Annotated in this window: 14 protein-coding genes; 7 read left to right on the top strand and 7 right to left on the bottom strand. The window is 70.8% G+C overall.

Annotation, left to right across the window (positions count from 1 at the left end; translation table 11 throughout):
- Positions 1-72: 72 nt before the first annotated feature.
- The 3 genes from JHD82_RS21345 to JHD82_RS21335 are packed head-to-tail and all read right to left on the bottom strand — an operon-like array spanning position 73 to position 2,921.
- Entirely contained in the window at positions 73-1,056 is a 984-nt protein-coding gene (locus JHD82_RS21345) for a tripartite tricarboxylate transporter substrate binding protein (RefSeq protein WP_071954026.1), read from the bottom strand.
- Positions 1,057-1,104: 48 nt separating this feature from the next.
- Positions 1,105-1,476, bottom strand: a complete 372-nt coding sequence (locus JHD82_RS21340) for a hypothetical protein (protein WP_016450609.1) — start codon at positions 1,474-1,476, stop codon at positions 1,105-1,107.
- The gene (locus JHD82_RS21335) at positions 1,473-2,921 is read right to left on the bottom strand and encodes an acyclic terpene utilization AtuA family protein (RefSeq protein ID WP_199138620.1); all 1,449 of its coding nucleotides are present in this window, start codon (positions 2,919-2,921) and stop codon (positions 1,473-1,475) included. Before JHD82_RS21335 ends, JHD82_RS21340 begins: the two co-directional genes overlap by 4 nt.
- Positions 2,922-2,991: 70 nt before the next feature.
- Here JHD82_RS21335 and JHD82_RS21330 point away from each other — a divergent pair, with 70 nt between their 5' ends.
- From JHD82_RS21330 to JHD82_RS21310, 5 genes are all read left to right on the top strand, one after another.
- The gene (locus tag JHD82_RS21330; protein WP_047219821.1) at positions 2,992-3,891 is read left to right on the top strand and encodes a LysR family transcriptional regulator; all 900 of its coding nucleotides are present in this window, start codon (positions 2,992-2,994) and stop codon (positions 3,889-3,891) included.
- A 65-nt stretch (positions 3,892-3,956) separates the two neighbouring features.
- Positions 3,957-4,922 (top strand): thiamine-phosphate kinase, encoded by a 966-nt coding sequence (thiL, locus tag JHD82_RS21325; RefSeq protein WP_199138618.1) that lies wholly within the window; start codon positions 3,957-3,959, stop codon positions 4,920-4,922.
- Positions 4,923-4,960: 38 nt separating this feature from the next.
- A complete protein-coding gene (locus tag JHD82_RS21320) occupies positions 4,961-6,613 on the top strand; it encodes a DUF4139 domain-containing protein (RefSeq protein WP_199138616.1) in 1,653 nt (550 codons plus the stop codon).
- A gap of 130 nt (positions 6,614-6,743) precedes the next feature.
- Positions 6,744-7,244 (top strand): phosphatidylglycerophosphatase A, encoded by a 501-nt coding sequence (locus JHD82_RS21315; protein WP_026062211.1) that lies wholly within the window; start codon positions 6,744-6,746, stop codon positions 7,242-7,244.
- Positions 7,245-7,254: 10 nt separating this feature from the next.
- Entirely contained in the window at positions 7,255-7,746 is a 492-nt protein-coding gene (locus JHD82_RS21310) for a CinA family protein (protein WP_199138614.1), read from the top strand.
- Here JHD82_RS21310 and JHD82_RS21305 read toward each other — a convergent pair.
- From JHD82_RS21305 to JHD82_RS21290, 4 genes are all read right to left on the bottom strand, one after another.
- On the bottom strand, positions 7,727-8,041 hold the full coding sequence (locus tag JHD82_RS21305; protein ID WP_071954021.1) for a helix-turn-helix domain-containing protein: 315 nt from the start codon (positions 8,039-8,041) through the stop codon (positions 7,727-7,729). The genes JHD82_RS21310 and JHD82_RS21305 overlap by 20 nt on opposite strands.
- Positions 8,042-8,074: 33 nt before the next feature.
- Positions 8,075-8,899 carry a UPF0149 family protein gene (locus JHD82_RS21300; protein WP_065348080.1) on the bottom strand — a complete coding sequence of 275 codons (825 nt, stop codon included), beginning with the start codon at positions 8,897-8,899 and terminating at the stop codon, positions 8,075-8,077.
- Positions 8,900-9,176: 277 nt separating this feature from the next.
- Positions 9,177-10,319: an acyl-CoA dehydrogenase family protein gene (locus JHD82_RS21295; RefSeq protein WP_012202629.1), complete on the bottom strand. Its 1,143-nt coding sequence runs from the start codon at positions 10,317-10,319 to the stop codon at positions 9,177-9,179.
- Positions 10,320-10,367: 48 nt separating this feature from the next.
- On the bottom strand, positions 10,368-11,933 hold the full coding sequence (locus JHD82_RS21290; protein WP_013804729.1) for an AMP-binding protein: 1,566 nt from the start codon (positions 11,931-11,933) through the stop codon (positions 10,368-10,370).
- 163 nt (positions 11,934-12,096) lie between these two features.
- Here JHD82_RS21290 and JHD82_RS21285 point away from each other — a divergent pair, with 163 nt between their 5' ends.
- Both JHD82_RS21285 and JHD82_RS21280 read left to right on the top strand, forming a co-directional pair.
- Entirely contained in the window at positions 12,097-13,275 is a 1,179-nt protein-coding gene (locus tag JHD82_RS21285; protein WP_097204316.1) for a thiolase family protein, read from the top strand.
- A gap of 22 nt (positions 13,276-13,297) precedes the next feature.
- A partial coding sequence (locus tag JHD82_RS21280; protein ID WP_199138612.1) for an SDR family NAD(P)-dependent oxidoreductase occupies positions 13,298-13,756 on the top strand: 459 nt, incomplete at its 3' end.

The following is a 13,756-nucleotide window of genomic DNA, read 5'->3' as shown; positions in this document are numbered from 1 at the left end:
GCCCTGGCCGCCGTGCATTGCGGCGGCCTAGGACGGTTCGGAAAGAAAGGGAACGGGAGAGCGGGGAGCGGCCTACTCGGGCTGGATGCCGGCGGCCTTGATCACCTGGCCCCACTTCTGGGTCTCGCCCGCCTGGAAGGCGGCCAGCTCCTGGGGCGTTGCGGTCCAGCCCTCGGAGCCGGACATCTCGAAGAAGGACTTGGCGCCCGCGCTGTGCACGGCGTCGGACAGCAGGCGGTTGAGACGGGCCACTACGGCCTCGGGCGTGCCAGCGGGCGCGTAGGCCGCGAACCAGTAGCCCATGTCATAGCCCTTGACGCCGGCTTCCTCCAGCGTGGGCACCTCGGGCAGCTGCGGGCTGCGTTTGGTGGTGGAGTAGCCCAGGGCGCGCAGCTTGCCCGACTTGACCTGGGGCACGCCGGTGGAGGTGTCGGTGATCATCAGGTCGATCTGGCCGCCCAGCAGGTCGGTGATGGCCAGCGGATTGCTCTTGTAGGGCACGTGCATCAGGTCCACGCCGGCCAGCTGCTTGAGCATTTCACCGGCCACGCGGCTGGAGGAACTGCCGCTGCCGAACGACAGCTTGCCCGGCTGCTTCTTCGCCGCCGCCAGCAGGTCGCCCACGTTCTTGTACGGCGCATCGGCGCGCACCACCAGCACCTGGCCGCCCTTGCCCAGCCCGGCCACGGGCGCGAAGTCCTTGACCGCGTCATAGGGCAGCTTCTTGTACAGATGCTGGTTGGCCGCATGCGTGGTGTTGGTGGTGATCAGCACCGTGTAGCCATCGGCCGCCGAGCGCGCCACCTGCTGGGCCGCGATCATGCCGCTGGCGCCGCCCTTGTTCTCGACCACCACGGCCTGCTTGGTCGCCGTGGTCACGGCCTGGCCCAGCGCCCGTGCCAGCTGGTCGGTGGCGCTGCCGGCCGCAAACGGCACGACGAAGGTGATGGGCTTGGACGGATAGTCCTGCGCCAGCGCCGGTGCGGCGGCGGCTGCCAGCGCGCAGGCGGCCAGCGCGAGCACATGGCGGCGGGGAAGGTTCTGCGAAAAGTTCATGTCTGTCTCCTTTGTTGTGATGAATGTGTGACGGGCGGGTCCTGCCGGCTACTCCGGCGCCAGGTGGGGCAGCAGCGAGGCCGGTATGTGGACCTGCATCTGCAGCAGCCAGTACGACAGCGCCTTGCCGTGGCTGTCGAGGTTGAGCGCGTCGTTGACGCCGCCGTCCAGCACCGCGTCCAGCACCCAGTTCATGGCCTGCAGGCGCTGCAGCACGAAGCGCTGCACGCGCGCAGGGCGCCGGGCGGCGAAGTGCGCGGCCACGCGCTCTTCGGTGATCTGCTCCACCAGCACGGGCCAGCAGGCGGCATTCCAGGCGATGAGGCTGATGTTGGAGCGGTTGCCCTTGTCCCCCGTGCGCCCGTGCGCCAGGCGGTACAACGGCACGGTGACGGGCATCGTGGTCTGCAGTGTGTTCATGCGGCGTGCTCCCCGGCCTCTTTCTCGACCCCTTTATCGACCCCTTTGTCGATCTCTCCCTCGGCCCACTTCCATCCGGTGGCGACGCTCTGCTGCGCCAGCAGGCAGGACACCGTGCCCAGCCGCGCGCGCAGCGCCGTGCGCACGCCGCCGCCGCCGGCCGGCCCGCAGGTGTACAGCGCATTGACCTCGCGCGGCAGGCGCCGCGCCTCGGTTTGCGTGGGGCGCAGCCAGGCGGCGCGCAGGCGCACGTCCTGGGGGGCGGCTGCGCTGGCCGGCTGCGCGTCGCGCCAGCGGCCGGCGTCGTCGCCCAGCACGCTGGCCACGCCGATCCAGTCCAGGCGCAGGTCGCCTGCGGCCTCGCCGCCCAGGCGCTCGCGCAGCACCTCGCCGGCCAGCCGGGCGCGCTCCAGGGCGCGCGGGCCGGCATAGGAGATCTCGCCCTCGGCCAGCCAGCCCGAGGCATGGCAGACATTGACCTTGTAGTGGCCGTTGTGCGCATGGCCGCGCACGCCGCTCAGGCGCACGGCGTCAGGCCCCACCTGGTGCACCTCGGCCTCGGACAGGTCGGCCACCACGTCGGGCGTCAGGTAGGCGGCCGGGTCGTGCACCTCGTACAGCAGTTGTTCCTTGACCGTGCGTTCGCTGACCAGGCCGCCCGTGCCTTCGGGCTTGGTGATGGTGCAGTCGCCCGAGGGCTCGATGATGGCGATGGGATAGCCCAGCCGCGCCAGGCCCTGCACGTCCTTGAAGCCCGGGTCGGCGAAGTAGCCGCCCGTGACCTGGGCGCCGCATTCCAGCAGGTGGCCGGCCATGGTGGCGCGCGCCAGGCGGTCCCAGTCGCCCCAGGCCCAGCCGAAATGCGCCATGGCCGGCCCCAGGGTCAGCGAGGGGTCGGACACGCGGCCGGCCACCACGATCTCGGCGCCGGCCTGCAGGGCCTCGGCAATCGCTCGGGCACCGATGTAGGCGTTGGCACTGACCAGCGAATCCTCGGGAAACTCCGGGCCCAGCGCGGCCCGCAGCGCCTCGCGGTACGCCGGGCCGCTGACATCGTCGCCATGCACCACGGCGATGCGCGGCACGCGCAGGCCCAGGCGCTGCGCCAGCCGCTGGATGCAGCGCGCCGCGCCTTCGGGATTCGCCGCACCGAAGTTGCTGACGATGCGTATGCCATGCGCCAGGCAATCGGCCAGCACGGGCTCCAGCAGGTCCTCCAGCAGGGGTTCGTAGCCCGCGTCGGGCTGCTCGCGCCGCGCGAGCTGGGCCAGCGCCAGCGTGCGCTCGGCCAGGGTCTCGAAGATCAGGCAGGCGCTCTGGCCGCTGGCCGCCAGGGCGCGCACCACGGGCGCGGCGGCATCGGTGCGGTCGCCCGAGAAGCCGGCTGCGCAGCCCACCCACAGCGGGGGCTTGTCCGGGGCAAAGGAGGTTTCCAGGTGGTCCATGCAGGCCAATGTAGGCAAGGGCTGCTAATCTGTGAAATCGATTATTCGGATCAACTCATCCAAAAACCCGATGAATATCTCCTCCCGCCAGCTCGATGCCTTCATCGCCCTGGCCCAGCTCAGCAGCTTCACCCTGGCCGCGCAGCGCTGCCATCTGTCGCAGCCGGCCTTCAGCGCCCTGATCAAGGGCCTGGAAGACGGCGTGGGCGTGCGCCTGTTCGACCGCAGCACGCGCCATGTGGCGCTGACGCAGGAGGGGGCGCAGTTCCTCGATGCCGCGCAGCGCATACGCGCCGACCTGGGCGATGCCGTGCACGGCCTGCGCGAGGCGGCGGCGCTGCAGCGCGGGCGCGTGTCCATCGCCCTGCTGCCTTCGCTGGCGGCGGCCTGGCTGCCGCCCGTGCTGGCGCTGTTCCATGCGCGCCATCCGGGCATACAGCTGCAGGTGTCGGACCTGCTGTCCGAGTCCTGCATCGCCCAGGTGGCCTCGGGCCAGGCCGACCTGGCGCTGGCCGCCATCCGCGCCGACACCGAGGAGCTGCAGGCCGAATGGTTCTGCGCCGACCGGCTGCACCTGGTCTGCCGCGCCGACCATGCGCTGGCGGCCCTGCCCGCGCCGGCCATGGCCGACCTGCGGGACCAGCCCTTCATCCAGCTCGCCCGCCACAGCAGCGTTCGCCAGTACCTGGAATCGCAGGAGCAGGCCCCGCCCCTCAACACCTTGCTGGAAGTGGAGCACTTGGCCACCGTGATGGGCATGGTGCGCGCGGGCCTGGGCATCAGCGTGGTGCCGGCCCTGGCGCTGTTCCACTTCGTGCAGCCTGGCCTGGTGACGCGCCCGCTGGCCGATGCCGACCGCCGGCGCGACCTGTACCTGGTGCGCAGGCGCCAGCGCAGCCTGTCGCCGGCCGCCCAGGCCTTCCACGCGCTGGCGCTGGAACATCGGCCCGGTGCGGGCGAGACCACCTGATACGGGGCAGCACGAACCTCGCAGCACAATAGCCCGATCGCCAAACGCATCCGAAAGCCGCCACCGTGGGTGAATTCGACCTGATCCGCCGCTTCTTCCAGCGCCCCGTGCGCCGCGCCGCCCTGGGCGTGGGCGATGACTGCGCCCTGCTCGCCCCGGCGCCGGGCATGCAGCTGGCCGTCTCCAGCGACATGCTGGTCGAGGGCCGGCATTTCTTCGCCGACGTGGACCCGCGCCTGCTGGGCCACAAATCCCTGGCCGTGAACCTGTCCGACCTGGCGGCCTGCGGCGCGCGCCCGCTGGCCTTCACCCTGGCCCTGTCCCTGCCGCGCGCCGATGCGGCCTGGACCGAGGCCTTCGCAGGCGGCCTGCTGGCCCTGGCCGACGCCCACGGCTGCGAGCTGGTCGGCGGCGACACCACCCAGGGGCCCTTGAACATCTGCATCACCGTCTTCGGCGAAGTGCCGCCCGGCCAGGCCCTGCTGCGCAGCGGCGCGCACGCGGGCGACGACATCTGGGTCAGCGGCAGCCTGGGCGATGCCCGCCTGGCGCTGGAAGCCCTGCTGGGCCACACCACCCTGCCACCCGGCACGCTAGCCGCCGCGCGCCAGCGCCTGGAAGCACCCACGCCGCGCGTGGCCCTGGGCCAGGCGCTGCGCGGCATTGCCAGCAGCGCGCTGGATGTGAGCGACGGCCTGCTGGGCGACCTGGGCCACATCCTCGAGCAATCCCGCGTGGGAGCCAGCCTGGATACACGCCTGGTCACGCCGCTGCTCGATGCCGGCAGGCACACGCCCCTGGCCATCGACCTGCTGCACCAGTGCACCCTGTCCGGCGGCGACGACTACGAGCTGTGCTTCACGGCCCCGGCCGACAGGCGCGATGCCGTGCAGGCCGCAGGCCGCGACACCGCCACGCGCGTGACGCGCATCGGCTGCATCGAGGAGCCGCCCGGCCTGCGGCTGATCGGCCCGGACGGAGCGGCCATGGCGCCCCGGTGGACCTCATTCGACCACTTCGCTGCGGCCTGACGCCGCGCCAAACCACTTTCATCCGAGAAGGACTGCCCATGGTTCAACGCTCCGCCCTGCCCGCCCTCTCTGCCCTGGCCGCCGCCTGCTTCCTGCTGGCAGGCACCCCGGTCCAGGCCCAGGCACAAGCCCAGGAAGCCACCATCGCCCGCGCCCCCATCGCGCGCGTCACCCTGTATGCGGGCGTGGCCTCGGTGGAGCGCACGGCGCGCATCACGGCCGCCACGCGCCAGCTGGTGTTCGAGTGCCTGCCCGGCTCCATCGACCCGCAGAGCCTGCAGGTCAGCGCCGATGCCGGCGTGCGCCTGGGCGACTACAAGCTGCAGTCGCAGCCGCGCGAACTGGCCTCCAAGGCCTGCGCCAGCCCGCTGGAGCAGCAGATCCGCACGCTGGAAGACCAGCTGGCCGCGCTGGAGGCCGACGAGTCCGCCGCCAAGCTCGTGGGCGACTACCTGCAGGGCCTGGCCAAGCCCGGCGATGACGCCAAAGCCCCCGCCCTGCCCGCCGCCAGCCAGCTGGGCGCCGCCACCGAGGCGCTGCGCAGCACCAGCCGTGGCAACACGCTGCGCGCCCACCAGATCCTGCGGCAAAAGCAGGCGCTGCAGGAGCAACTCAGGCCGCTGCAGCTCGAACGCGACCGCACGGGCGCAGGCAACGCCCAGGTGATGAAGGTCACCGTGCAACTGGCCAGCCCGGCCGATGCCAATGTGCAGCTCACCTACCAGGTGCGCGGCCCGAGCTGGCAGCCCACCTACCGCGCCCAGCTGGACCCGGCCAAGGGCACGGTGGCCATCGAACGCCTGGCCCTGGTGGCCCAGAACAGCGGCGAGGACTGGAGCCAGGTGCAGCTGCTGCTGTCCACGGGCCAGCCTTCGCGCAGCACGCAGGCGCGCCTGCCCAATCCCTGGACGCTGGATGTGGAACGGCCCCGCCCCGTGGCCGCCATGGCCCCTGCGGCAGTGCCGGCCCCGGCGGCCCCTGCGATGATGCTGGAGCGCGCCCGCAAGCCCGGGGCGGCCAGCGAGGCCGCCGAACTGCCGGTGCTCGATGTCGCCAGCCTCAACACCGCCTACGCCACGCAGTTCTCCGTGCCCTACCGCATCAGCGTGCCCTCCAGCAGCGAGCGCGTGACCCTGGCCCTGGGCGCGCAGAACCTGCCGGCCACCCTGCTCACGCGCACGGCGCCCGCCGTGGAAGAGGCCGCCTACCTGGTGGCCCAGCTGGCCGTGCCGGCCGGTGTCTGGCCCGCAGGCCCCGTGGCCCTGTTCCGCGATGGCGCCTTCGCCGGCCAGGGCCGGCTGGACTTCGGCAACGCCGCAGCGCTGGCCCAGGGCCTGTCTTTCGGCCGTGACGACAAGGTGGTCGTGCGCAACCTGCCCGTGGACTCGGCCACGGGCAGCGGCGGCCTGCTCAGCAGCAGCACAGAACGCCAGGTCACGCGGCGCTTCCAGGTGGACAACCGCCATGACCGCGCCATCGAACTGCAGGTGGTGGACGCGGCACCCGTCTCGCGCAATGAGCAGATCCGCGTGCAGTCCCAATACAACCCGCAGCCGTCCACCACGCGCTGGAACGACCGCAACGGCATGATCGCCTGGCAGCAGCCGCTGGCCGCTGGCGCCAGCGCCAGCTTCGAGGCACGCCACCAGATCCGCCATCCGCAGGATCTGGCGGTCGAAGAGCGTCAGTGAAGCACCAGGGCCGCGCTTATGATCTGGCCCCATGAGTGACGCGCCGCTGCGGCCGGAGGTTTCCGGCGATCCTGCTACCCCCACCTTTGCCTCTGCGGCGCGCCCACCGGAAGGCCCGCCGCAGGGCGGCATGGCACGCCCCACGCTGGAATTCATGATGTCCCACCCGGCCCACTTCATCGCCATGGGGCTGGGCTCGGGGCTGGGGCGCATCGCGCCGGGCACTGTGGGCACGCTGTGGGCCTGGCTGTCCTTCCTGCTGCTGCAGCACTGGTTCACGCCCCAGCAGATCGGCCTGCTGATCGCGGGCAGCATTCCCCTGGGCTGGTGGGCCTGCACGGTCACGGCGCGCCACATGCGCGTGGCCGACCCGGGCAACCTGGTCTGGGACGAGATCGTGGCCTTCTGGCTGGTGCTGTGGCTGGTCATGCCCACGGGCTTCTGGGGCCAGCTCATCGCCTTTGGGCTGTTCCGCTTCTTCGATGCCGCCAAGCCCCAGCCCGTCAAATGGGCGGACCGGTGCTTCAAGGGCTTCGGCTGGCGCGGCGGCTGGGGGATCATGTTCGATGACCTGGTGGCCGCCTTCTGCACGCTGCTGGTCATCGCCCTGTGGCGCCATTTCATCGGCTGAAGGAGCTGGCATGAGCGCATCCAACGAACTCGTCGAAACCCTGGCAGGCCTGCTGCTGCAGCGCGGCTGGATGCTGGCCACGGCCGAGAGCTGCACGGGCGGCATGATCGCCGCGGCCTGCACGGACCGCGCCGGCTCCAGCGAATGGTTCGAGCGCGGCCTTGTCAGCTACTCCAACGCGGCCAAGCACGACCTGCTGGGCGTGCCCGAGCCGCTGATCGCCGAGCACGGCGCCGTGAGCGAGCCCGTGGCGCGCGCCATGGCCGAAGGCGCCATCGCCCACTCACGCGCGCAGTGCAGCGTGGCCGTGACAGGCGTGGCCGGGCCGGGCGGCGGCAGCGCCGCCAAGCCCGTGGGCACGGTCTGGTTCGGCTGGAGCGTGTACGGCACCACGCACAGCGAATGCCTGCGCTTTGACGGCGACCGCGCCGCCGTGCGCCAGGCCACCATGGTTCATGCCCTGCAGCGCCTCAATGCGCTGATCAGCGCAAGGCTTTTATGAGCCTGTGCGCGATCTCCTGCAGCGGTGCAGGCAGGGCGCGGTAGCTTTCCAGCAGGCGCTGCTCGTCCACGGGCAGCGGGGCGCTGTCGTCTTCCAGGCCGGCCGTCAGCTCCAGCGCCGTGGTCTGCAGCGCCAGGGCCACGCGGGCCAGGGTGTCGTTCTTGAGGGTGCGGATGGCCCCCGATTCGATCTGCGACACGGCCGAGGCCGTGATGCCCGCCGCCTCGGCCAGCCGGCCCTGGGTCATGCCCAGTTCGGCGCGGCGGGCGCGTATGCGTTCACCGATATGTCTCATGGCCCGTGCATCCAAAGCCTGTGGCGCGGGCGCTCAGGCGCCGTGGCACTTCTTGAACTTCTTGCCGCTGCCGCAGGGGCAGGGGTCATTGCGGCCCGGCTGCTCGCCCTTGACGATGGTTTCCTGGCGCGGGCCCATGCTCTTCCAGATCTGGCGCAGGTCGTACAGCGCCCAGATGGCCTCGCCGAACTGCTCCACGCGCTCCTGGCTGGTGCTGGCGGGGCCGTCCTCGTCGTACATGCAGACTTCGGGCTTGCCGGTGTCGTCCTCGGTCAGGGCCACGACGGCGTTGAGCGCCTCGTTGAGCCAGCCGGCGGCTTCCTTGTCGCGCGGGGCGGCCCATTCCTCGGCCCAGTTCTCGACCACGAACATGAAGCCCAGCGCCCAGATCTGGCCGAACGAGGGAATCTCGCCGTCATCGGGACGCTCTTCCTCGGGCAGCGACAGGATGGCGCCGCGCATGTCCATGGCCTCGGGCTGGAAGGTGCGGTCGTCTTCCAGCGTCTTCACGTCGGCGTCCAGCTGGGTGCGGATCTCGTCCATGCGCAGGCCCACCAGCTCCAGAAAGCGCGCCTGCTGCGCCGCGTCCTTGAACACTTCCATCAGCGGCAGCGGCTGGCCCTCGGCCACCTCCAGCGTGCCGCCGTCGCCCAGCAGCATGGGCAGCCACTCGGCGGCCGGCACCTCGCGGCGCGTGCAGATCAGCGCCGTCAGGAAACCGTCGCAGAACTCCCACTGCGGAATCTCGTCGCCGCGCGTGCGCAGCTCGTCGAGCAGATCGTCGAGCTCCTCCAGCGCCTCGGGCGTCAGGGCAGGCTCGTCGGGCAGGGCGGTGGCTTCGTGGGCGTCGTTGGACATGGCGGAAATCTCTAGGGAAAACAGGGGGAAGGAACCGGCCACGGCCAGCCCCTCGAATGAATGGCCCGCAGTGTAGCCGCGCCGCCATGACCGTGGCGCCCGGTCGGAACTTGCCCCCGAAAGCCCAGCCGCCCCGATCGCCCGTGACCCCTGAGACGGGCGCGGCCCCAAGCCAGGGGCGCCGAGCAAGAGCCGCCTCGCGGCGATGGCGCCGTCCCCCTCCCCCTCCCTCGCGAAGCGAGTAGAGAGGGGGAAGCCGCGCAGCGGCTCAGGGGGTTCAAAGAGTCCTGGCGATGATCTCCTTCATGATCTCGTCGCTGCCCCCGTAGATGCGCCCTATGCGCGCATCGGTCCAGGCGCGGCCGATCTGGTATTCGGTCATGTAGCCGTAGCCGCCGTGCAGTTGCAGGAATTCGTCGAGCAGGCGGTTTTGCAGCGCCGTGGCATTGAGCTTGACCATGGCCGCCCGGTCGGGCGCGAGCGCGCGGCGCAGGTGCAGGGCGATGCAGTCGTCCACGAAGACGCGCAGCATGGTGGCCTGGGCCTTGGCCTCGGCCAGCTTGAAGCGCGTGTTCTGGAAGTCGAACACCGGCTGGCCGAAGGCCTTGCGCTCGCGCGTGTAGGCAATGGTCTTGTGCAAAAAGGCCTCGATGGAGGCGGCCGCGCGCACGGCCACCACCAGGCGCTCCTGGGCCAGTTCGTGCATGAGGTACCTGAAGCCCGCGTTCTCCTCGCCCAGCAGGTGGTCAGCCGGCACGCGCACGTTGTCGAAGAACAGCTCCGAGGTGTCCTGTGCCATGAGGCCGATCTTCTCGAGCTTGCGGCCCTTGGAGAAGCCGGGCATGCCGTCCTCGACCACGATCAGGGACACGCCCTTGGCACCCATCTCGGGCGCGGTCTTGGCGACGACGATGACCAGCTCCGAATTGATGCCGTTGGTGATGAAGGTCTTCTGGCCGTTGAGCACGTAGTGGTCGCCCTCGCGCCGCGCCGTGGTGCGCACGGACTTGAGGTCGCTGCCCGCGCCGGGCTCGGTCATGGCGATGGCGCCGATCAGCTCGCCTGCGGCCATGCGCGGCAGCCAGCGGTCCTTCTGCGCCTTGCTGCCATAGGCATGGATATAGGGCGCGACGATGTCCGAATGCAGCGGGAAGCCCAGCCCGCTGGCGCCCGTGCGCGCGATCTCCTCCAGCAGCACGGCCGCATGGCCGAAGTCGCCGCCGCCGCCGTAGGGCTCGGGCAGCATGGGGTTGAGCAGGCCTTCGCGCCCGGCCTTGCGCCAGACCTCCTTGGGCACGATGCCCTGGCGCTCCCATTCGGCATGGTGGGGCACGATCTCGCGCTCGAAGAAGCGGCGCGCCTGCTCGCGGAACTGTTCATGGTCTTCGCGGTAGACGGAGCGCTCGGTCAGGTCTTGCATGGGTCGGTATCCGGTGGTTGTCGGTGAGGAAAGACGGTGAAGGGCCGTTCAGGCGCTGCGCAGGTTGAAGCCCGCGTGGGGCTGCTCGCGCAGCCTGTCCTTGAGCACGCGGCGCAGCAGCTTGCCCGTGGGCAGGCGCGGCAGCTCGTCCACGAACTGCAGGCGCTGCGGGCGCTTGAGGCGCGACAGCGTGGCGCCGGCCTCGGCGACGATGGCGCGCGCCATCTCGGCGCTGGCCGCATGGCCCTGGCGCAGCACGACCACGGCCATGGGCTGCTCGCCGAAGTCGGGCTCCGGCACGCCCACCACGGCCACCTCCTGCACGGCCGGGTGCGTGGCCAGCGCGTTCTCTATCTCCTGCGGATAGAGGTTGACGCCGCCCGACAGGATGAGGTCGGCCCGCCGGTCGCTGAGAAAGAGGTAGCCCTCTTCATCCACATGGCCCAGGTCGCCGTAGGTGGCCCAGCCACGCTCGTCGATGGCCTCGCGGGTCTTGGCGGGGTCGTTGAGATAGGCGAAGGGCGCCACGTCCGAGAAGAACACGCGGCCGATCTGGCCCGCAGGCAGCTCCTGCCCGTCGTCGCCCACGATGCGCAGCCGACCGTAGCTGGCGCGGCCCACCGAGCCTGGACGCCGGCGCCATTCGGCGGAGTTGATCAGGGTGATGCCGCAGCCTTCGGAGCCTGCGTAGTACTCCAGCAGGATGTCGCCCCACCAGTCCAGCAGCGCCTGCTTGACGGCCACCGGGCAGGGCGCGGCCGCATGGATGGCGCAGCGGTGGCTGGACAGGTCGTAGCCGTGCCGCACCTCCTCGGGCAGCTGCAGCAGGCGGCCCAGCATGGTCGGCACCCATTGGCTGTGGGTGATGCGGTAGCGCTCGATCATGGCCAGCGCCTGCTGTGCGTCGAAGCGCGCCGTGATCACCACCGCGCCGCCGCCGTCCAGCGTGCGCAGGCAGTAGCGCAGCGGCGCTGCGTGGTACAGCGGCGCGGGCGAGAGGTAGACCGCGTCGGCATCAAAGCCCATGTTGCGCTGCCAGGCCAGGAATTCGGGATCGGCCTGCGTGCGGTAGAGCGCCGCCGGCAGCGCCTTCTTGATGCCCTTGGGCCGGCCCGTGGTGCCCGAGGAGTACAGCAGGTCGCGCCCCAGCGGGCGGCTGGACAGGTCGATGGGCGCGGGCGCCTGCGCACGCCAGGCGGCCAGGGCATCGGCCAGCGACGGCAGGCCCGTGGATGCGCAGTCTCCGTCCACCGAATGCACGGTGGCCGCCAGCGCGGCCGGCAGCTGCGCCGCCGTGGCGGCCGAGGCAAAGACATGGCGCGCCCCGCTGTCGCCCAGGATGTAGGCCACCTCGGGCGCCGTCAGGTGGGTGCTGATGACCACCGCGTACAGGCCCGCCAGGCGCGCGGCCAGCACCAGCTCCAGGATCTCCACGCGGTTTTCCATCAGCACGGCCACCGTGTCCCCCGCCGCCAGGCCCTGTCCGGCCATCCACTGCGCCACCTCGCGCGAGCGCTGCGCCAGCGCGCCCGCCGTGTGCTGCTGGCCGCTGTCGCCCATGGTCAGCGCAACGCGGTCGGGCCGGGCATCGGCCCAGCTATGAAAGTCATGCACGCCTGTCTCCTTTGCTTTTTTTGAATCCGCCGTCTCGAATTCATCGGGTTTTCAGCAAGTATTTTTGTTTACGCGCGGTTTTTCATCCGGGAAAACGCTTTGTTCAATGCAAATTTCGAGACTTATCATTCATTTCATGAACCTCCAGTCTCATTAAATCCGCATGAACACACCAGTCATCGTCGATGCCATCCGCAGTCCCATGGCCCGGGCCAAGCCCGATGGCGCCCTGGCCCAGCTCCACCCCGTCGATCTGCTCAGCCAGGTGCTGGAGCAGCTCGTGCAGCGCAACCGCATCGACCCCGGCGCGGTGGACGATGTGATCACCGGCTGCGTGAGCCAGGCCGGCGAGCAGGCCGGCACGCCGGGCCGTCTGGCCTGGCTGGCCGCAGGCCTGCCGGCCCATGTGCCGTCCACCACCATCGACCGCAAGTGCGGCTCCAGCCAGCAGGCCGTGCACTTTGCCGTGCAGGCCATCATGTCGGGCACGCAGGACATGGTGATCGCCTGCGGCGTGGAGTCCATGAGCCGCGTGCCCATGGGCAGCTCGCGCATGGGGCAGAACACCACGGGCGCGCGCTTCGATGCGCGCTTTGCGCCGGGGCTGGTGGGCCAGGGCGTGTCGGCCGACCTCGTGGCCGCGCGCTGGGGCCTGGGCCGCGAGGAACTGGATGCCTATGCCGCGCGATCGCACCAGCGCGCCCATGCGGCCCAGTCGGCCGGGCACTTCGAGCGCGAGATCGTGGGCATCACCACGCCTGCCGGCCTCGTCACGGCCGACGAGACCATCCGCCCGGGCACCACGGCGCAGAAGCTGGGCGCGCTCAAGGCCGTGTTCCAGAACGACGAGCTGTCGGCGCGCTTTCCGCAGATCCGCTGGCACACCACGGCGGGCAATGCCTCGCAGATGACCGACGGCGCCAGCGCCATGCTGCTGATGAGCGAAAAGCGCGCCCAGCAACTGGGCCTGCGCCCGCGTGCGCGCTTCGTGGCGCTGGATGTGGTGGGCGACGATCCGCTGTACATGCTCACGGCCCCCATTCCCGCCACGCGGCGCGTGCTGGCCAAGGCCGGCATGCGGCTGGAGCAGATGGACCACTGCGAGATCAACGAGGCCTTCGCCTCCGTGCCGCTGGCTTGGCAAAAGGAACTGGGCGCCGACCCCGAGCGGCTGAACCCGCGCGGCGGCGCCATCGCCCTGGGGCATCCGCTGGGCGCGTCGGGCATCCGCCTGATGACCACCATGCTGCACGCGCTGGAGGACAGCGGCGCGCGCTATGGCCTGCAATCCATGTGCGAGGCCGGCGGCATGGCCAACGCCACCATCATCGAACGCCTGTAAGCCGGGCACCGGAGACACATCCATGCAACTGCAAGAGAACATGACGGCCCTGGTGACGGGCGGCGTATCGGGCCTGGGCGAGGCATCGGCCCAGGCGCTGCTGGAACGCGGCCTGAACGTGGTGGTGGTGGACCTGAACGAGGACCGCGGCGCGGCCATGGTGGACGCCGCCCGCCAGCGCCACGGCAGCCGCCTGCGCTTCGTGAAGGCCGACGTGGCCGACGCCGACCAGATGGCCGCCGCCATTGCGGCCGCCGAGGACTTCGGCGAGTTCCGCGCCCTGGTGCACTGCGCGGGCGTGGGCGGGCCGCTGCGGCTGGTGGAGAAGGACGGCAGCCCCGGCTCGCTGGACAAGTACACGGGCATCGTGCGCGTGAACCTGATCGGCACCTTCAACACGCTGCGCCTGGCCGCCGCCAGCATGGCGCGCAACGAGCCCGAGCAAGGCGAGCGCGGCGCCTGCGTGCTCACGGCCTCGGTG

The sequence above is a fragment of the Delftia sp. ASV31 genome, assembly GCF_016428765.1.
In the GTDB taxonomy this organism is placed as follows: Bacteria; Pseudomonadota; Gammaproteobacteria; order Burkholderiales; family Burkholderiaceae_C; genus Comamonas; species Comamonas acidovorans.
The sequence above is the reverse complement of the archived record's forward strand: the minus strand, read 5'-3'. Positions and strand labels throughout refer to the sequence as shown.

Excerpts from the sequence above, each read along its gene's own strand:
- JHD82_RS21345 (WP_071954026.1), bottom strand. The coding sequence starts at position 1,056 with ATGAACTTTTCGCAGAACCTTCCCCGCCGCCATGTGCTCGCGCTGGCC.
- JHD82_RS21340 (WP_016450609.1), bottom strand. The coding sequence starts at position 1,476 with ATGAACACACTGCAGACCACGATGCCCGTCACCGTGCCGTTGTACCGC.
- JHD82_RS21335 (WP_199138620.1), bottom strand. The coding sequence starts at position 2,921 with ATGGACCACCTGGAAACCTCCTTTGCCCCGGACAAGCCCCCGCTGTGG.
- JHD82_RS21330 (WP_047219821.1), top strand. The coding sequence starts at position 2,992 with ATGAATATCTCCTCCCGCCAGCTCGATGCCTTCATCGCCCTGGCCCAG.
- JHD82_RS21320 (WP_199138616.1), top strand. The coding sequence starts at position 4,961 with ATGGTTCAACGCTCCGCCCTGCCCGCCCTCTCTGCCCTGGCCGCCGCC.
- JHD82_RS21315 (WP_026062211.1), top strand. The coding sequence starts at position 6,744 with ATGGCACGCCCCACGCTGGAATTCATGATGTCCCACCCGGCCCACTTC.
- JHD82_RS21310 (WP_199138614.1), top strand. The coding sequence starts at position 7,255 with ATGAGCGCATCCAACGAACTCGTCGAAACCCTGGCAGGCCTGCTGCTG.
- JHD82_RS21305 (WP_071954021.1), bottom strand. The coding sequence starts at position 8,041 with ATGAGACATATCGGTGAACGCATACGCGCCCGCCGCGCCGAACTGGGC.
- JHD82_RS21300 (WP_065348080.1), bottom strand. The coding sequence starts at position 8,899 with ATGTCCAACGACGCCCACGAAGCCACCGCCCTGCCCGACGAGCCTGCC.
- JHD82_RS21295 (WP_012202629.1), bottom strand. The coding sequence starts at position 10,319 with ATGCAAGACCTGACCGAGCGCTCCGTCTACCGCGAAGACCATGAACAG.
- JHD82_RS21285 (WP_097204316.1), top strand. The coding sequence starts at position 12,097 with ATGAACACACCAGTCATCGTCGATGCCATCCGCAGTCCCATGGCCCGG.